This is a genomic window from Rhodopseudomonas sp. G2_2311 (assembly GCF_047501505.1).
GTDB lineage: Bacteria > Pseudomonadota > Alphaproteobacteria > Rhizobiales > Xanthobacteraceae > Rhodopseudomonas > Rhodopseudomonas palustris_H.
Genome location: NZ_JAZDRK010000030.1, coordinates 21,714 through 39,458, shown reverse-complemented (window position 1 = coordinate 39,458; position 17,745 = coordinate 21,714). Strand labels below are relative to the sequence as shown.

Sequence of the window (17,745 nt, the reverse complement as noted above, 5' to 3'; positions counted from 1 at the left end):
TCCTTGGGTCGTTCAACTCTGCCGTTGTCACGTTGACGGTCGCACCGCTTCGCTCGTGGCACCCCCACCCCCGCCCCCTCCCCGCAAGGGGGAGGGGAGAAGAGGCGCCCCTCTTGGCGTACCGCTCGGTTCTCCGCTAAAACTGCGGCCAAGCAAGCAACAAAAGGAAACGGCATGAACATTCTCCCCGGCTCCATGCGGTTCGGTGCGGGCCAGCCCGTCAAGCGTCTCGAGGATCAGCGCTTGCTCACCGGGCACGGCGGCTATCTCGACGACAAGGCCGCCGATGGCGCGTTGTGGCTGGTGGTGATGCGCTCCCCGCATGCGCATGCCGACATCGTCTCGATCGACACCGAGGCGGCGAAGGGGATGCCGGGCGTGGAAGCGGTGCTGACCGGCGCCGATCTGATCGCCGACGATGTCGGCACCATTCCGACGCTGCCGATCTTCAAGCGGCCCGACGGCTCGCCGATGGCGCTGCCGCTGCGCCGGCTGCTGGCGCATGAGAAGGTTCGCTTCGTCGGCGAGCCGGTCGCCGCCGTGGTCGCGACCTCGCAGCTCGCCGCGCAGGCGGCGATCGAGGCGATCGCCGTTGAATACAACGAACTGCCGGCGGTGACCGATCCGACCGCGGCGATCCAGCCCGGCGCGCCGGCGGTGTGGGCGGAGACGCCCGACAACATCGTGGCGGCGATGAGCTATGGCGATGCCGCCAAGGTCGATGCGGCGTTCGCCAGCGCCGCCCACACCGTGTCGCTCGATCTCGTCAGCCAGCGGCTGATCCCGTCGGCGATGGAGCCGCGCTCGACTATTGCGGAGATCGAGAAGAAGACCGGCCGGCTGATCCTGCACACCCAGTCGCAGACCCCGGGCCAGACCCGCGACGCGCTCGCCGAGGCCATCCTGAAGCGGCCGAAGGAGAGCATCCAGGTGCTGGTCGGCGATATCGGCGGCGGCTTCGGCCAGAAGACCGGCGTCTATCCGGAAGACGCGCTGGTGGCTTACGCGGCGGTGAAGCTGAACCGCAAGATCCGTTGGCGCGGCGATCGCACCGATGAGTTCGTCGGCGGCACCCATGGCCGCGACCTGACCTCGACCGCCTCGTTCGCGCTCGACTCCAAGGGCAAGGTGCTGGCCTATCGTGTCACCTCGATCGGCGGCACCGGCGCTTATTTGGCGGGGGCCGGCGTGATCATTCCGCTGGTGCTCGGCCCGTTCGTGCAGACCGGTGTGTATCACCTCCCGGTGGTGCATTTCGACATCAAGGCGGTGATGACCCACACCGCGCCGGTCGGCGCCTATCGCGGCGCCGGTCGGCCGGAGGCGGTGTACATCGTCGAGCGGCTGATGGACGCCGCCGCGCGCAAGCTCAACATGGACCCGCGCGCGATCCGCAAGATCAACTACATCAAGCCGTCGCAGTTGCCCTACACCAACGCGGTCGGGCAGGTGTACGACAGCGGTGCGTTCGCCCACATGATGGACCGCGCCGCCGAGCTGTCCGACTGGGACGGCTTCAAGGCGCGCAAGAAGGCGGCGCAGAAGAAGGGCCTGCTCTACGGCCGCGGCGTCACCAGCTACATCGAGTGGACCGGCGGCCGCGCCCACACCGAGAACGTCAAGCTGCACGCCACTGCCGAAGGCCGCGTCGTGCTGCATTCCGGCACCCAGGCGATGGGTCAGGGACTGGAGACCACCTACACCCAGATGATCGCCGCGGCGCTCGACATTCCGCTCGACAAGATCGACGTGGTGCAGGGCAACACCGATCTGGCGATCGGCTTCGGCAGCGTCGGCTCGCGCTCGCTGTTCGTCGGCGGCACCGCGGTTGCCGTCTCGTCGGCCGAGATGATCGCCAAGGCGCGCGAGAAGGCCGCCAACATCCTCGAAGCCTCGATCGAGGACATCGAGTACTCCGGCGGCATGCTGACCATCGCCGGCACCGACCGCAAGATCAGCCTGTTCGAGATCGCCGCCAAGGAGAAGGGCGCGCGGCTCAGCGTCGACTCCACCGGCGAGGTCGACGGCCCGTCGTGGCCGAACGGCGCGCATATCTGCGAGGTCGAGGTCGACCCGGAGACCGGCGTGTCCCGCGTGGTGCGCTACACCACGGTGGACGACGTCGGCAATGCGGTGAACCCGATGCTGGTCGCCGGCCAGATCCATGGCGGCGTTGCCCAGGGCGTCGGCCAGGCGCTGTACGAGAACGCCGCCTACAATGACGACGGCCAGCTTCTGACCGCGAGCTATCTCGACTACTGCATCCCGCGCGCCGATAACCTGCCGCCGATCAACGTCACGCTCGATCCGTCGGTGCCGTGCAAGACCAATCCGCTCGGCGCCAAGGGCTGCGGCGAGTCCGGTGCGATCGGCGGTCCGCCCTGCGTGGTGCACGGCGTGCTCGACGCGCTGGCGCCGCTCGGCGTCACCACGCTGAACACGCCGCTGACCCCGGAAAAGGTCTGGCGTGCGATCCAGGACGCCAAGTCGGCCCAGGCGGCTTAGAACCTCAACGCCCGCAATACCGACAAAGACACACCGGCGCATGCTATGCTGCGCCGGTTCGCGTGCGGGAGAGATCGATGCGGAAGTTTCTGACGGTGCTGGCGGCGCTCGCCGCGCTCAGCCTGAGCAATTGCGGCTACAACACCATCCAGAGCGAAGACCAGGAGGTGAAGTCGACCTGGTCGGAGGTGGTGAACCAGTATCAGCGGCGCGCCGATCTGGTGCCGAACCTCGTCAATTCGGTGAAGGGCTTCGCCCAGCAGGAAAAGGATGTGCTGCTCGGCGTCACCAACGCCCGCGCCAAGGTCGGCAGCATCCAGGCGACGCCCGAGGTGCTGAACGATCCGGCGGCGTTCCAGAAGTTCCAGCAGGCGCAGGGCGAACTGTCGAGCGCGCTGTCGCGGCTCTTGGTCGTCACGGAGAACTATCCGCAGCTCAAATCCGATGAGCTGTTCAAGAACCTGATGGCGCAGCTCGAAGGCACCGAGAACCGCATCACCGTGGCGCGCAACCGCTATATCAAGGCGGTGCAGGCCTATAACGTCACCGTGCGGTCGGTGCCGACCAACTTCACCGCGATGATGTTCGGCTACAAGGAAAAGCCGAACTTCACGGTGGAGAACGAGAAGGAGATTTCGACAGCGCCGAAGGTCGATTTTACTCCGACACCGGCGCCTGCGCCGGCCAAGTAAGCGCATGACCGCGGCGACGATGCGCGCCGTCCGCGCCGGATGGCTGGCGCTGTTGCTGATTGCGATCACGGCGGCGCTGGCGCAGTTCGCCCGCGCCGACGTTGCGGTGCCGGCGCTGACCGGCCGCGTCGTCGATCAGACCGGCACACTGTCCGAAGCTGCGGTGGCACGGGTCGATCAGAAGCTGAAGGCATTCGAGGCCCGCAAGGGCAGCCAGATCGCAGTGCTGATCGTGCCGACCACCCAGCCGGAGGCGATCGAGCAGTTCTCGATCCGGGTCGCCGAAGCCTGGAAGATCGGCCGCAAGAAAGTCGATGACGGCGCGATCCTGCTGGTCGCCAAGAACGACCGCAAGCTGCGCATCGAGGTCGGCTACGGCCTCGAAGGCGCGCTGCCCGACGTCACCGCCAAGCGCATCATCGACGAGATCATCACGCCGAAATTCAAGGCCGGCGATTTCGACGGCGGCATCGAGGCGGGCGTCGACCGGATGATCGGCGTGATCGACGGCGAACCGCTGCCGACGCCGCAGCCGCAGCACGAATGGGCGGCGCCGGAATCGATGGATGAGTTGACCGGCTGGGCGATCCCGCTGTTGTTCGGCACGCTGGTGCTCAATGGCTTTCTGAAAGCGGCGCTCGGCCGCGTCGCGGCGTCGGGGCTGACCGGCATCATCGTCGGCGCGGTGGCGATGCTGTTCGGTCTGGTCTGGTACATCGCGCTGGTGGCGGGCTTCGCCGCGTTCCTGCTGGCGCTGGTGATCGATCTGTTCGGCGGGCCGACGATCTCCTCGGGACGCCGCGGCGGCTGGTCCGGCGGCACCTGGACCGGTGGCAGCAGCGGCTCGTCGTGGTCGAGCGGTTCGAGCGACAGCGGCTTCAGCGGCGGTGGCGGCAGCTTCGGCGGCGGCGGCGCCTCGGGAAGCTGGTGAGGAGAGACGCAGCATGGGCATCCGGCGGATCGGCAAGCACCTGTTCACCAGCCGCGGCGCGGTGCACCGCGCATTTTCGCCGGATGCGTTCGATGCGATCGAGCGTGCCATCAAGGCGAGCGAAACCCGCCACGTCGGCCAGATCCGCTTCGTCGTCGAAGGCGCGCTCGACGGTGCGCCGCTGTTTCGCGATCAGCCGGTGCGCGAGCGCGCGCTCGACATCTTCTCGCAGCTTCGGATCTGGGACACCGAGCACAACAACGGCGTGCTGATCTATCTGCTGCTGGCCGACCGCAACGTCGAGATCATCGCCGATCGCGGCATCGACGGCCGCGTCAGCGCCGACACCTGGGAGGCGATCTGCCGCGAGATGGAGGCCGAGTTTCGCGAGGGCCGGTTCGAGCAGGGCGTGCTCCGCGGTATCGACCGCATCACCGCGCATTTGGCCGAGCACTTCCCGCGGAGCGGCCCCAGCCCCAACGAAATCCCCGACGCACCGGTGGTGGTGTAGTAACACGGCGGCATTCCGCCTCGCCCCGCGTGCGGGGAGAGGCAGCAAGCGTCGGCGCTTGGCTTTCGAAACGAAAGCGCCTCACGCCTTCGCAGATGGTCGCGCGTCGATGCGCTTGAACCACTCGGCGATGTTGGTGTTGGCGGGGTCGAGCGGCTGGCCGACCTTGGCGCCGAAGTCGAGCCAGCAGTACAGCAGCAGATCGGCCAGCGTCAGCCGCGAGCCGCAGACGAATTCCTTGCCCTTCATCTGCTCGTTCATCCAGCGAATGCGATCAGCCGCCATCTTCTTCAGCCCGGGCGCGGCTTCCGGCACGCACACCATCCGATCCTGAAACATCTTCAAGCCCTCGGCGAAGCGAAAGCCATTGAGCAGCGGCTCGCAGATGTAGAGGTCGATCCGCCGCGTCCACATCCGGCATTCGGCACGCTCTTCCGCTGTGGTGCCGATCAGCGGCGGCTGCGGATGCTTCTCCTCGAGATATTCGCAGATCGCGGTGATCTCCGCCAAGAAGCTGCCATTGTCGAGTTCGAGAGTGGGCGTCTGGCCGTGGGGATTGCGCACGAGATGTTCGGGCTTTCGATTCTCGCCGGCGCGGACGTCGAGCGTGTGGGTCGGAATCGTCAGGCCCTTCTCGGCGATGAACATCCGCACCAGGCGAGGATTGGGTCCGATCGAATCGTACAGCTTCATGGTCGTCTCCCTGATCGGCGCTTGGCTGCGCCTTTGCTGATCGATCTGTCCTAGCGCGGGACACCGTGCGGTGCAAAGCCGCGCGGTGCGTCATGCTGTGCGCGTTCCTCACGATTCGTGAAATTTCCGTAACCGTCGGCGGAAGTAACGATTTCGCAAGTAATAAAAGTTACCGAATAGTATCAAGCTGATCTGGAGGATTTGACACGTGGACGAGCATCGCAACGAGCCCATCGGTGAACAGCAGACCGGCGCGGCCGACGCGACGGACGGAGCGCAGGCGAATGCCGGCAGCCCCGAAACAAGCTCGGCCTCCGCGCATCAGGCGACCCCGGCCAATACCCCGGCCAATACGGGCGCCGCCAAGCCGAGCGAAGCGAAGCCCGCCGGAAAATCCGAGATCGAGAAGTCGGACGGCGTCAGCCGTCCGCGCCCCGGCACCGTGACCATCATGGCGCCGTCGCCTCGCGAAAATCTGTATCGGCACTGGGACGATGAGATCGAAGTCGAGGCGCCCGATGAGGCGAGCCAGTCCGCGGTTCATCGCTTCGGCGTGCGCAAGCTTGCAGCGGTTGCTGCGGCTGTGATCCTGGCGGCGATCGCTGGTGCGGTCGGTGGTGCACTCGCCACCGCCAGCCTGTCGCATCGGAGCGACGCCGAGACCACTGCGGCTTCGGCGCAGGTGAAGACGCTCGACGCGCAGGTGGCGCAGCTCCAGACCGAACTCACGGCGCTCAAGGCCGATCTCGACCACGCTGCCAAGCAGAGCACGGCGCAGCTTGGCAAGACGGCGGACCGGATCGAGAAGCTCGAGAAGGCGCAAGCCGAGCCGGCCGCCAAAATCGCCAAGCTGAGCGAGACCGTCGAGAAGCTGCGCACCGCGCAGGTTCAGCCGCCGGCTGCGCCCGCGCCGGCTCCGGCCAATGTCGCCGCGGTCCCCGCCAAGGACGTCACCGGCTCGATCACGCCGAAGGCCGACGCTGCGAAGCCGGGCCGCTTGCCGACGGTCGAAGGCTGGGTGCTGCGCGATGTGTATGACGGCGGCGCGGTGGTCGAAGGTCGCTCCGGCACTTACGAAGTCTATGCCGGTGATCCGATCCCGGGTGTCGGCCGCGTCGATGCGATCCGCCGCCAGGACGGCCGCTGGGTCGTGGTGACCAGCCGCGGTCTGATCGTCGCCCGCTGATCGACAGCCTCATTCCTGACATTTCAACGGCGCCGGCTGTGAGACAGCCGGCGCCGTTTTGATTTGGCTCTCCCGCGGAGCCTTGATGAGTTGTTCAGGCGCGCGCCGGACGATAGCAATGAGTTGTCGCCGGCGCGCGACTACCGAACGGCGCGTCAGCGCTCGACGAACGCCTTCTCGACTACGAAATGACCAGGCTCGCTGTGGTTGCCCTCGCGGAAGCCGCGCTCGCTCAGCATCGCCGGCAGTTCGGCGAGCATCGCCGGGTTGCCACACAGCATCACCCGGTCAGACTCGAGATCGAGACCAGATTGGCCGAGATCGTCGAACAGCTGCCCCGACGCGATCAGATCGGTGACGCGGCCGCGGTTGCGGAACGGCTCGCGGGTCACGGTCGGGTAGTAGTGCAGCTTGTCGCGGATCAGATCCCCGAGGAACTCGTGGTCGCGCAGGCCCTCGACCAACTGCTCGCCATAGGCCAGTTCGGCAATCTGTCGGCAGCCGTGAACAAGCACGATTGACTCGTAGATGTCGTAGATCTCGGGATCCTTGATCAGGCTGGCGAACGGGGCCAGCCCGGTGCCGGTCGACAGCAGCAGCAGCCGCTTGCCTGGGATTAGATTGCCGGCGATCAGTGTTCCGGTCGCCTTGCGCCCGACCAGGATCTGATCGCCTTCCTTGATCTGCTGCAGTCGCGACGTCAGCGGTCCGTTGGGCACCTTGATGCTGAAGAATTCCAGCTCTTCCTCGTGATTGGCGCTCGCCATGCTGTAGGCGCGCATCAACGGCCGGCCGTCGACTTCCAGGCCGATCATCGCGAACTGACCGCTCTGGAACCGGAATCCAGGGTCGCGCGTCGCGGTGAAGCTGAACAGGGTGTCGGTCCAGTGCCTGACCGACAACACCGTTTCGGTTTGGAATGCACTCATCGTCTTCTCCTCACCCGCAGGTCATCTCCTGCGTCCGATGAGACGATGTCGCGGATATCGACCCCTTTTCGCAATTGCGAAATCGCACTCGCCGTCAATAAATTGCAAAATTTCCCGGAGGGCGGCGCCGAGAGGCGCGCCGTGCTGATTTTTTGCGGATCCGAGCAATTTGTTTCCGCGCCGAGGTGGTCTCGCGGCCAGCCTCACGCCCCTTCGACGGGAGAGACCCTTATCGAGACAGTGCACGCATTCGGCGAAATCGAGGTCGATCTCGCGTGCTCGACGTAGCAGCTCGCGGAGGGGCGCGCCGCCTCCTAACCGACGGCACCCGATGCGCGTAGCGCCTTGATGGCGGCGTCGTCGTAGCCCGCGTTGCGCAGCACTTCGTCGCTGTGTTCGCCGACGCCCGGCGGCTTGCGCGGCCGGGTCTTGGTGCTGCCTTCGATCCAGATCGGGCTGTTAATGGTGAGCGTGGTGTCGTTTTCAAACGGCACCAGTACTTCGTTCTCGATCAGCTGCTTGTCGGTGGTGATGTCGTCGAGAATCCCGACGACGCCGAACACCAGACCGGTGCCGTCGAGCGCTTTGCGCCATTCGGCGAGATCGCGCGTCGCAAAGATCTCGTCGAAGATGCCGATCAGGTCGATCGAGCGCGCGTGCCGATCAGCCTTGGTGGCGAAACGCGGATCGTCGGTGAGATCCTCGCGGCCGAGGCACTTCGTCAGCGTCGGCCACTGCTTCTCTTCATTGAGCAGCGACAGGATCAGCCAGCGGCCGTCGCGGCAGCGATAGTGATTGGCCACCGCGTTGAGGGCGCGCTCGCGCGGGCGCCGCGGCTGGAACTCGGCGCCGACCAGCTTGGCCTGCGCCAGCACGCTGGTCGACCACAGCCCGTTGGCCATCAGGTTCGACTTCACCTCGCTGCCTTTGCCGGTGCGTTCGCGCTTGTACAGCGCGGTGACGATCGCGCCGAACAGCGACATCGCGCAGGGATGGTCGCCCATGCCGGCGACCGACCGCGCCGGCGTGGAGTCTTCGTCGGCGCGCACCAGATCCATCATGCCCGAGCGCGCCCACCACGCGTTGCTGTCGAAGCCCGGCTTGTTGGCTTCCTCGCCGCGCTCGCCATAGCCGGTGAAGCTCGCATAGATCAGCCGCTCGTTCAGCGGCGCGAGGTCGGCATAAGCGACGCCGAGCCGCGCCCGCACCGGCGGCGGGAAGTTGGTGATGAACACGTCGGCCTCGGCGACCAGCTTGCGCAGCACCTCCTTGCCCTCGGGCTTGGCGAGGTCGAGCGCGAGGCTGCGCTTGTTGCGGGCCTCCAGCATCCATGCGTAGTTCTGGTCGCTGATCGGATAGCCCGGCAGGTTCGGCAGGTTGCGATAGGGATCGCCCGCACCCGGCGGCTCGATCTTGATGACGTCGGCACCGAAATCCGACAGCACGGTCGCGGCCGCCGGTGCAGCAATGAAACTCGCGCAATCCAGCACCTTGAGGCCGCTGAAGATGCCGTTCTCGTCCATGCGCGTGAGCTCCCCTGTTTTCTTGTTTTTCGCAATCCGGAATTCTCGGTGCTACGTGCCGCCGGATACGTCCGCATATGAGCCGGCTTCGTAACGTGATGCAATATAGGAACCGGCATGGCGGTCATCCCGGGTGCTATGCGGGATCAGAATGGAATTAGCCGCGTCATTGCTAGCGCAGCGAAGCAATCCAGCGCGTCGAGCACTAAGCTATGGATTGCTTCGTCGGCTTCGCCTCCTCGCAATGACGGCAGCTAATTTTGGCCCGTCAGCAGCGCGGCATTGCCGCCGGCGGCTGCGGTGTTGATCGACACCGTCTGTTCCAGCGCGAAGCGCGGCAGATAATGCGGGCCGCCGGCTTTGGGCCCGGTGCCGGACAGGCCGGAGCCGCCGAAAGGCTGGACGCCGACGACGGCACCGATGATGTTGCGGTTCACATAGACATTGCCGGTCGGCAGCCGTGCGACCACGCGCGCGATCGTGTCGTCGATCCGCGATTGCACGCCGAGCGTGAGTGCGTAGCCGGTGGCGGCGATGTCATCGAGGAGATCGTCGAACTCCGCCGCTTTGTAGCGCACCACATGCAGGATCGGACCGAACACTTCCTCGGTGAGTTGCGAGGCTCGGCGGAGTTCAAAGATGTGCGGCGCGACGTAGTTGCCACCCGTTGGTGCCGTGCCGGCGAAGTGAAGCTGCGCTTCGCGTTTCATCTTGGTGATATGCGCGTCGAGCCTGGCTTTGGCCTCGGCGTCGATCACTGGTCCGACATGCGTCGCCGGATCGCGCGGATCGCCTATTTTCAGTTCGCGCGCCGCGCCGGCGATCATCGCGATCACCCGATCGGCAACGTCATCCTGCACGCACAGCAGCCGCAGCGCCGAACAGCGCTGGCCGGCGGAGCGGAACGCGGAGGCGATCACGTCGTCGGCGACCTGCTCGGGCAACGCAGTGGCGTCGACAATCATCGCGTTGATGCCGCCGGTCTCGGCGATCAGCGGCACAATCGGACCGTCCTTGTCGGCCAGCGTGCGGTTGATCGCGCGCGCGACCTCGGTCGATCCGGTGAACACGACGCCGGCGATGTCCGGCTGTTCGACCAGTGCGGCGCCGATGCGGCTGTCGCCCTGTAGCAGTTGCAGCGCCTCGCGCGGGAGACCGGCTTCATGCAGCAGGCGCACCGCGACCTCGGCGATCACCGGCGTCTGCTCGGCCGGCTTGGCGACCACCGCGTTGCCGGCCATCAGCGCCGCGGTGATCTGGCCGAGGAAGATCGCCAGCGGAAAGTTCCATGGGCTGATCGCGACGAACACGCCGCGCCCGCGCAAGGCCAGCGTGTTGCGCTCGCCGGTTGGGCCGGGGAGCTCCAGTGGTTCGCCGAACAGCCGGCGGCCTTCGCTGGCGTAGTAGCGGCAGTAGTCAATTGCTTCGCGCACCTCCGCCACGCCATCGTCGAGCGTCTTGCCGCCCTCGTCCTGCAAGAGGGCGATGAATGCCGCACGGCGCTGCTCCAGCAGATCGCCGGCACGCCGTAGGATCCCGGCGTGATGATCGGCGGAGGTTCGGCTCCAGGATTCGAAGCCGTTGCGTGCGGCCCGGACTGCAGCCGCGGCTTGCTCCGGTGTGGCAGATGCAAGGGTTGGCAGCGTCCGGCGTGCATCTTCGATCTCGCCGAGCAGCGCGGCGAGCGCGCTGCGGTCACCGAGTTCGACGCCGCGCGAATTGAGCCGTTGCGGCTGATACAGATCGCGCGGCAGCGGGATTGCTGGGTTGCGTGCATTCTCCGCATTGCCGATCAGTGCGGCCGGTCGCGCCAGCAACTCGTCGATCGGCACGCTATCGTCGCCGGCCTGCGCCACGAAGGACGAGTTTGCGCCGTTCTCCAACAGCCGCCGCACCAGATAGGCCAGCAGGTCGCGATGCCCGCCGACCGGCGCGTAGATCCGGCACACTGTCTGCGGGTGCTCGGCGAGCAGCTGCGCGTACAGCGCTTCGCCCATGCCGTGCAGCCGCTGGAATTCGTAGCCGTCGCAATTCCCAGCCTCGGCCAGGATGGTCGCGACCGTGAGTGCGTTGTGGCTGGCGAATTGCGGAAACAGGCGCGGGCGCAGCGTCAGCAGCCTGCGCGCGCAATGCAGGTAGTTGAGATCGGTCATCGGCTTCCTGGTGAACACCGGATAGTCGGCAAGCCCGCGCTCCTGCGCGCGCTTGATCTCAGTGTCCCAATAGGCGCCCTTCACCAGCCGCAGCATCATACGGCGGTCGAGCGCGCCCGCCAGTTCGGCGACATGGTCGATCACCGCGGCGGCACGCTTCTGATAAGCCTGCACGGCGAGGCCGTAGCCGTCCCAGCCTTTGAGCGAGGCATCGGCGAAGCAGGCGGCGAATACCTCGAGCGACAGTTCAAGCCGGTCGGCTTCTTCGGCATCGACCGTGAAGGCGAGGTCGTGGTGCTTGGCGAGCCGCGCCAGCTCGAGCAGCCGCGGCGTCAGTTCCCGCATCACACGGTCACGGCTGATTGCCTCGAACCGCGGATGCAGCGCCGACAGCTTCACCGAGATCCCCGGCCGCGCCGGCAGCGCAGCGTTGCCGGCACTGCGGCCGATTGCGGTGATCGCATCGGCGTAGGATTGGTAATAGCGTTCGGCATCCTCGGCGGTGCGGGCGCCTTCGCCGAGCATATCGTAAGAATATCGAGAGCCCTCGCGCGCCTGTGCCTGGGCGCGGGCGAGTACGGCCTCGATGGTCTCGCCGAGGACGAAGTGATTGCCGATCAGCCGCATCGCGTGGCGCGTCGCGGCGCGCACCGGGGGCGCACCGATCCGCTTCGTCAGGGCCGCCAGCGTGCCTTGCGGCGTCTCGCCGGCGTGGACCAGACGTGCCGATAGGCCGAGGGCCCAGGCCGAGGCGTTCACCAGCACGGCGTCGGACTTGATGCGATGATGCGCGAAGTCGCCCTGGCCGAGCTTGTCCTCGATGAAGGCGTCTGCAGTCGCGGCATCCGGAACCCGCAGCAGCGCCTCGGCCAGCACCATCAAAGCCAAGCCTTCCTTGGTCGACAGCGCGAACTCGCGCAGCATCGCCTCGACGCCGCCCAGGCCATGTTCGGAACCGCGGATCGCGGTGATCAATTCGGTGGCGAGAGGGTCGATCCGAGCTTCACGATCGGGCGGCAGCGCGGCGGTCACCAGCAGCTCAGCGGCCAGCGCAGCATCATCCGGCGCGTAAGCCGCGGTGAATTCGGCAAGCGGCGGGTCTGACGGCATGGCAGTCGGCTCCCGAAGCCAGATAGCTGTGGACGGCACGCATCAGTGCAGCCAGCAAATGCAATGCCATCCAGGCTGCCATATTGGCACGGCCGGGGCCGGACGCTAGCTTCGCCTCGACCACAGGGAAGGCTGGGAGCGGGGATGAGGGTGACGCGCGGCAAGTCCAACGCACGACGGTTCGGTGCGCTCGCGGCCGTGGCGCTGGCCGCCTGGTTCGGTGCGCCGGCAAAGGCGGCCGAGCTCAGCTCGCAGGTCTCGTATCTGTATAGTTCGGTGTCGATCTTCCCGCCGAGCGCCAAGGGCATGACAGTGTGCTACGGCTTCGTTTGCCGCCGCCGCTACGAACTGGCGTTTTCGGCCGGCGATCGCGCCGCGCTGTCGCGGATCATGGCGTCCGGCAGGGCCTCGGCCGCGGCGGAACGAGCCGCGGTGCAGAAGGCCGTGGTGTGGCTCGACCGCCGTCTTGGCCCGGTGCTCGGTACCGACAAGCGGATCGCGCGCGCCGATTTCCGTTACTTCGACGACAAGCACAATTTCGACTGCTGGGACACCACTCGCAACACCACCAGCCTGCTGCTTGTGATGCAGGAATGGGGCCTGTTCAAGTATCACAGCGTCGGCGATCCCAAGTATCGCGGCAATGTCCTGGTGCTGCAGACGCCGCACAACACCGCGGTGCTGACCGAGCGTGCCACCGGCGCGCAATGGGTGGTCGACATGTGGACCCGCGCTTATGCGCAGACGCCGGAAGTGATGCCGGTCGATCAGTGGGTCAAGCTCGACTGAGATGATGGTTCGGTGCGCAGGCTGTTCAGGCCAGCACCAGGTCCTCATTCAGCACGACGGCAAGATCGCCGGCGCGCTCGACCACGCAGACCAGCATTGGTTCGGTGCGACCGCGGATTTCCAGCTCCAGCGTCGGCAGCGCCTGTTCGGACAGGCCGGCGGTGGCGCGGAGTTCGTCCGACAGCAGCGTCTCGCAGCCGAGCGACTTGGTCATGTCCTGCAGCCGCGATGCGACGTTGACGGAGTCGCCGAGCGCGGTGAACACCATGTTGTCGCGATAGCCGATCTCGCCGAGTACAACTTCGCCGCCGTGCAGGCCGATGCCGAAGCGGATCGGCTCCGGCAGATCGTGGCCGAGAAAACTATTCAGCTCGTCGATCGCGGTGGCGATCGTGCTGACGGCACGGATCGCGTTGCGGCAGGCCTGGTGCGGCGCCTCGGTGAGGCCGAACAGCGCCAGCATGCCGTCGCCGACGAACTGATTGGGCTGGCCGCCGCAGGCGATCACGCTGCGTGACACCGCGCCAAGGAAACGGTTGACGATGAACACGGTGTCGAACGGCAGCCGGCTTTCGGCGAGCTTGGTCGAGCCGCGCATGTCGACGAACATGCTGACCAGATAGCGCTCCTCGCCGACACGCGCGGCGCGCGCCGCTTTGCGCGCGACGGCGACGTTGCGCGGTTGAAACACCGGCACGAAGGCGAGGTCTTGCGTCGGCTTGAGCTGGCAGGCGAGTCGGATCGACGGATCGTCGCCGGTGCCGATCGAGGCGAGCACGAAGGCCTCGCGCGGCGACGGCGGCGGCAACGCGGCGGGATCTCCCAAGACGTGGATCCGGCAGGTCGAACAGCGGGCCCGGCCGCCGCAGGCGGAGGCATGCGGGATGTTGTGGCGCTGGGTCGCTTCCAGCACGGTGAGGCCCTTCGGCACCCTGATGCTGTGCTCGCCATCATAGGTCAGCCGGACCATGCCGCCGCGCCGTTCGATGATCGCGCGGACCGCGCGGGCGATCAGGGCCAGGGCGATCAGGCCGAGATAGAAGATCAGGAAGCCGTTGCCGATCGCTTCGAGCGTCTGCTGCTGTTCCGGCGTGCCGAGATTGGCCGGGGCGAGATTATCGGCCTGCCATTGCGGGGAAGTTGCCTCGCGCGCCACCTCGCGGCCGCCCTGGTAGAAGCCGAGCAGCGCCAGCGTCGGGATCAGCACTGCGGCGGCGAGCAGCCACGGCATCGCGCGGCGGAACGCCGGCTTGATCCGCAGCCAGACGTAGAGCCCGATGCAGCCGTGGGTCCAGGCGATCACCATCACCGCGACCATCAGCCAGGCCCGATACGTCGGCGAAGCCACGAAGTAATTATACAGCACCTGCGGATACAGCCGGTCCTGGTCGTACAGCACGCTGCCGAGCCGCATCACGATGACATGGCTGTAGATCATCAGCGGCACCGACAGCCCGAGTATGAGCTGCAGCGGCTCCAGCGTCTTCCAGCGGAACTGGCGGCGCTGATACAGCGCCCACAGCCCGAGCCCGGCATGCACCGTTACCGAACCGTAGAACAGGATCGCGATCGGCAGGAACTGCCAGATCTCCAGGTGCCACATCACGCCGGCATGCAGAGCCGCCGGCGAGATGTTGCCGAGCGCATGGTTGAGGAAGTGGCTGAGCAGATAGGTGAACAGCACCAGCCCGCAGAACATCCGGACTTGCCGAAGCCCGATGCCGCCGAGCCAGCCGGCCTTCTTCCCGCGGGCAGAAGCGTTCTGCTTTTTGTTCGGCTTCGCTCGCGTCGCCATCAGTGAGTGCATACCTCGATCGCGTCATTCCGGGATGCGCTGGCCAGCAGCGCAGGGCCGGAATCCTCAATCCCTGTGAGTGGTTTTGGATTCCGGGCTCGCTCGACTTGGTTCGCGCCCCGGAATGACGATCGTTGTGTCAGCAGGCGCGGATCAGCACAAGAAACTTCGGCGTAACATAGCTTAGCGCAGGTCTCCGCCGAACGGGACGCTACTCGTCCTTCTCCCGCTTCTTCATCAGATCCTTGACCAGATCGCCGAGCTGCGGGCGGGGCAGGGCATCGAACGGGAGCGGGCGGGTGAGGTCGATGGCGGCGAGGCCGAGCCGTGCGGTCAGCATGCCGTTGACGACGCCTTCGCCGAGCTTGGCCGACAGCCGCGAGGCGAGGCCGTGGCCGAGTACCGATTGCATCACGCTGTCGCTGAGCGCGATGCCGCCGGTGATGGCGAGGTGCGACACCGTCTGCCGCATTAGCTTGAACATGCCGAGCGCGCCGGGGCGGCCGCCATACAGCCGCGCGAGCTGGCCGATCAGACGAGTCGCAGCGATCGCCACGAACAGCACGTCGATCAGCGCCTTCGGGCTGATCGCGGTCACCAGCGACACCCGCTGCGCGGCCTTCGAGATCAGCACCTTCGCTTCGAGGTCGAGCGGCGTCATCAGTTCGCGCTCGGCGAGGCGGATCAGGTCGGCGCCGTCGATGATGTCGTCGATATGCTTCTGCAGCGTGGCCCGGCCATGGGCGAGCTGCGGGTTGGGATGCTCGAACTTCAGCAGCTCGCGGATGATGGCGCGGGCTTCGGCGCTATTGTCGGTCTCCAGCACGCGGGCAGCGCGAGCGTGGAGCTGCTCGATCCGCGCCAGCCGGATCAGGCCGAAAGCTTCGCGGCCGATGATGATCGCCAGCGAGCCGCCAGCCAGGATCGCCAGCACCATGCCGATGGTGCCGAGCGTCTGGCTCTGCGCGAACAGGTCCTCGACCAGCTTGCTGATCCACAGCCAGAACGCCAGCGACACCAGTCCGGTCGCGGCGCTCCAGAACACGGTGCCCCAGCGGAAGCCCTTCTTCGGGTTGATGACGCTCTTCGGCGCTTTCGGCGCCGAGATCGGCGGCTCGGCTTCGCGGGCGAGCTCAACCCTGGCGCGCGGCGGCGGGGGTGGCGGTGCGGCCCCGGCCGCCGACGCGGCAGGCTTGGCGTCCGCTTTCGCGGACGGCTTGGCCGTGTAGCTGCCGCCGCCGTCATCGGAATCGATCAGCACCACGCTCGGGTCGCTGAGCTTGAAGGTCGCCGGCCGGCGAGGAGGAACCCGCTCGGTCATTGCAGTCGGTCTCCGATAAGGAACTGAAGCGCCCGGTCGAGGCGGATGTGAGGCAGCGCCGGACCGTCGGGATCATGGCTGTCGAGCCGCGGTGGGCGGAAGCGCAAAAAGCGGAAGTCGGCTTCCTGGTGCGAGCCGGCGGCCAGACCGCGGAAGGTGTCCTCGCCGCGGAACAGGCCCTGCAGATTGGTCGGCAGGTCGCCGGGGAAGGTGGCGACCTCGGTTTCGCCGTCGAAGACCTCGCCCTCGGCCATTTCGCCGGCGATCGGCGTGCCGACGATCGAGGGCAGCCGGTCGCGGCCGCGCTGCACCTGGGCCTCCCGGGTGGCGCGGACGGCGGCCATCGCCACCACGTCGACCTTGGCGCCGGCGAATTCGGCCCGTCGCATCGCCTGGTCGACCAGCTTGCGCAGGATCGCCTCCAGCCGGTCGTGGCTGGAATGGTGCAGATGGTCGGCCTTGGTGGCCGCAAACAGGATCTTGTCGATCCGCGGCCGGAACACCGAGCTGAGCAGCGTCGAGCGGCCGACCCGGAAGCATTCGAGGATGCCGGCCAGCGCGGCTTCGAGGTCCTGCAACGCCTCGGGCCCGGCGTTGAAGGCCGACAGCGCGTCCGCCAGCACGATCTGGCGATCGAGCCGGGCGAAGTGATCGCGGAAGAACGGCCGCACCACGGCGTCCTTATAGGCTTCGAACCGGCGGCGCATCATCGCCCACAGCGAGCCATCCGGCGCGATGCCGCCGTCCGGCACGTCGAGCGGCGCGAAGGTCAGCGCCGGCGAACCGGCAAGATTGCCGGGCATCAGGAAGCGGCCCGGCGGCAGCAGGCTCATCGCGAACTGCTCGTCGCGGCAGGCGCGCAAGTAAGCGGTGAACAGCCGCGCAGCTTTCAGGGTTTCCTGCTCGTTCTCGCGTCCTTTGGGATCGAGCGTGGCGAGATGGGCGTGCCACTCCCACGCTACCCGGGCTCGCGGGTCCTGGCGCGACAGCGCCAGGCTTTCGGCCGCCCAGCGCTCGTAGCTCTTGGTCAGCAGCGGCAGGTCGAGCAGCCATTCGCCCGGATAGTCGACGATGTCGAGCGTCAGCGTGGTCTCAGAGCCGTTCTTGCGCTGATAGTCGATCACCAGCCGCAGCTCGCTGATGTCGACAGTCGAACTCGGCCATTGCCGCTGTTCGATCAGCGTGGCGAGGAAGTTCTCATAGGCGAAGCGAGGCACCGCATCGTCCGGCTGCGGCGCCAGCCGCGCGGTGGCAATCCGCCCGGTCGACATCGATTCAAAGATCGGAAAACGGCCGCCCCGGCACAACCCGTGCACGAGAGCGGTGATGAACACCGTCTTTCCCGCGCGCGACAGACCGGTGACGCCGAGCCGGATGGTCGGATTGAACAGGTTCTCGCTGTAGTCCTTGAGCGCCCGCGCCGAGAGCCACGCATCTTCGAGCAGATTGGAAAAATTGAAGGCCATGCGCCAAGGTTCAATCGTCAGAGTTGCCGGCGAAACTAGCCGGAAACCGCCGATTCGTGCGACAATCCGACCTGTCCTGGCGGTCTTGGCTTTGCCGCCTTTCCGGCGGAAAATTCGTGCTCGATCGGACGGTGGCGGTGG

Annotated in this window: 13 protein-coding genes; 6 read left to right on the top strand and 7 right to left on the bottom strand. The window is 66.6% G+C overall.

Features of this window, described 5'->3' with window-relative positions:
• Positions 1–174 precede the first annotated feature (174 nt).
• From VRZ08_RS23665 to VRZ08_RS23650, 4 genes are all read left to right on the top strand, one after another.
• Positions 175–2,505: a xanthine dehydrogenase family protein molybdopterin-binding subunit gene (locus tag VRZ08_RS23665; protein ID WP_414534094.1), complete on the top strand. Its 2,331-nt coding sequence runs from the start codon at positions 175–177 to the stop codon at positions 2,503–2,505.
• Positions 2,506–2,582: 77 nt separating this feature from the next.
• Entirely contained in the window at positions 2,583–3,197 is a 615-nt protein-coding gene (locus VRZ08_RS23660; RefSeq protein ID WP_264054796.1) for a LemA family protein, read from the top strand.
• Positions 3,198–3,201: 4 nt separating this feature from the next.
• Complete coding sequence (locus VRZ08_RS23655; RefSeq protein ID WP_414534093.1) at positions 3,202–4,128, top strand: TPM domain-containing protein; 927 nt, start codon at positions 3,202–3,204, stop codon at positions 4,126–4,128.
• Between the two features lie 13 nt (positions 4,129–4,141).
• Complete coding sequence (locus VRZ08_RS23650; protein ID WP_164639711.1) at positions 4,142–4,639, top strand: TPM domain-containing protein; 498 nt, start codon at positions 4,142–4,144, stop codon at positions 4,637–4,639.
• Between the two features lie 81 nt (positions 4,640–4,720).
• On the opposite strand, the gene VRZ08_RS23645 is transcribed toward VRZ08_RS23650, so the two are convergent.
• Positions 4,721–5,332 (bottom strand): glutathione S-transferase family protein, encoded by a 612-nt coding sequence (locus VRZ08_RS23645; RefSeq protein ID WP_408017798.1) that lies wholly within the window; start codon positions 5,330–5,332, stop codon positions 4,721–4,723.
• Positions 5,333–5,540: 208 nt separating this feature from the next.
• On the opposite strand from VRZ08_RS23645, the gene VRZ08_RS23640 reads away from it, so the two are divergent.
• Positions 5,541–6,518, top strand: a complete 978-nt coding sequence (locus VRZ08_RS23640) for a hypothetical protein (protein ID WP_414534092.1) — start codon at positions 5,541–5,543, stop codon at positions 6,516–6,518.
• Positions 6,519–6,673: 155 nt separating this feature from the next.
• Here VRZ08_RS23640 and VRZ08_RS23635 read toward each other — a convergent pair whose 3' ends face one another.
• From VRZ08_RS23635 to putA, 3 genes are all read right to left on the bottom strand, one after another.
• Entirely contained in the window at positions 6,674–7,447 is a 774-nt protein-coding gene (locus VRZ08_RS23635) for a ferredoxin--NADP reductase (RefSeq protein ID WP_414534091.1), read from the bottom strand.
• 314 nt (positions 7,448–7,761) lie between these two features.
• Positions 7,762–8,970, bottom strand: a complete 1,209-nt coding sequence (locus VRZ08_RS23630; RefSeq protein WP_414534090.1) for a CaiB/BaiF CoA transferase family protein — start codon at positions 8,968–8,970, stop codon at positions 7,762–7,764.
• A 254-nt stretch (positions 8,971–9,224) separates the two neighbouring features.
• Positions 9,225–12,233 (bottom strand): bifunctional proline dehydrogenase/L-glutamate gamma-semialdehyde dehydrogenase PutA, encoded by a 3,009-nt coding sequence (gene putA / locus VRZ08_RS23625; RefSeq protein ID WP_414534089.1) that lies wholly within the window; start codon positions 12,231–12,233, stop codon positions 9,225–9,227.
• A 144-nt stretch (positions 12,234–12,377) separates the two neighbouring features.
• Here putA and VRZ08_RS23620 point away from each other — a divergent pair, with 144 nt between their 5' ends.
• Complete coding sequence (locus tag VRZ08_RS23620) at positions 12,378–13,022, top strand: hypothetical protein (protein ID WP_414534088.1); 645 nt, start codon at positions 12,378–12,380, stop codon at positions 13,020–13,022.
• A 25-nt stretch (positions 13,023–13,047) separates the two neighbouring features.
• Here VRZ08_RS23620 and VRZ08_RS23615 read toward each other — a convergent pair whose 3' ends face one another.
• The 3 genes from VRZ08_RS23615 to VRZ08_RS23605 form a co-directional block, all read right to left on the bottom strand.
• Positions 13,048–14,817: an adenylate/guanylate cyclase domain-containing protein gene (locus VRZ08_RS23615; RefSeq protein WP_414534087.1), complete on the bottom strand. Its 1,770-nt coding sequence runs from the start codon at positions 14,815–14,817 to the stop codon at positions 13,048–13,050.
• Positions 14,818–15,028: 211 nt separating this feature from the next.
• Positions 15,029–16,138, bottom strand: a complete 1,110-nt coding sequence (locus VRZ08_RS23610; RefSeq protein ID WP_107343585.1) for a YcjF family protein — start codon at positions 16,136–16,138, stop codon at positions 15,029–15,031.
• Positions 16,135–17,604: a YcjX family protein gene (locus VRZ08_RS23605; protein ID WP_414534086.1), complete on the bottom strand. Its 1,470-nt coding sequence runs from the start codon at positions 17,602–17,604 to the stop codon at positions 16,135–16,137. Before VRZ08_RS23605 ends, VRZ08_RS23610 begins: the two co-directional genes overlap by 4 nt.
• Positions 17,605–17,745: the final 141 nt, after the last annotated feature.

What these genes read in the sequence shown, in the direction of transcription:
- VRZ08_RS23650 (WP_164639711.1), top strand. Translation starts at nt 4,142, where the DNA reads ATGGGCATCCGGCGGATCGGCAAGCACCTGTTCACCAGCCGCGGCGCG.
- VRZ08_RS23655 (WP_414534093.1), top strand. Translation starts at nt 3,202, where the DNA reads ATGACCGCGGCGACGATGCGCGCCGTCCGCGCCGGATGGCTGGCGCTG.
- VRZ08_RS23665 (WP_414534094.1), top strand. Translation starts at nt 175, where the DNA reads ATGAACATTCTCCCCGGCTCCATGCGGTTCGGTGCGGGCCAGCCCGTC.
- VRZ08_RS23635 (WP_414534091.1), bottom strand. Translation starts at nt 7,447, where the DNA reads ATGAGTGCATTCCAAACCGAAACGGTGTTGTCGGTCAGGCACTGGACC.
- VRZ08_RS23630 (WP_414534090.1), bottom strand. Translation starts at nt 8,970, where the DNA reads ATGGACGAGAACGGCATCTTCAGCGGCCTCAAGGTGCTGGATTGCGCG.
- putA (WP_414534089.1), bottom strand. Translation starts at nt 12,233, where the DNA reads ATGCCGTCAGACCCGCCGCTTGCCGAATTCACCGCGGCTTACGCGCCG.
- VRZ08_RS23645 (WP_408017798.1), bottom strand. Translation starts at nt 5,332, where the DNA reads ATGAAGCTGTACGATTCGATCGGACCCAATCCTCGCCTGGTGCGGATG.
- VRZ08_RS23610 (WP_107343585.1), bottom strand. Translation starts at nt 16,138, where the DNA reads ATGACCGAGCGGGTTCCTCCTCGCCGGCCGGCGACCTTCAAGCTCAGC.
- VRZ08_RS23615 (WP_414534087.1), bottom strand. Translation starts at nt 14,817, where the DNA reads ATGGCGACGCGAGCGAAGCCGAACAAAAAGCAGAACGCTTCTGCCCGC.
- VRZ08_RS23605 (WP_414534086.1), bottom strand. Translation starts at nt 17,604, where the DNA reads ATGGCCTTCAATTTTTCCAATCTGCTCGAAGATGCGTGGCTCTCGGCG.
- VRZ08_RS23660 (WP_264054796.1), top strand. Translation starts at nt 2,583, where the DNA reads ATGCGGAAGTTTCTGACGGTGCTGGCGGCGCTCGCCGCGCTCAGCCTG.
- VRZ08_RS23620 (WP_414534088.1), top strand. Translation starts at nt 12,378, where the DNA reads ATGAGGGTGACGCGCGGCAAGTCCAACGCACGACGGTTCGGTGCGCTC.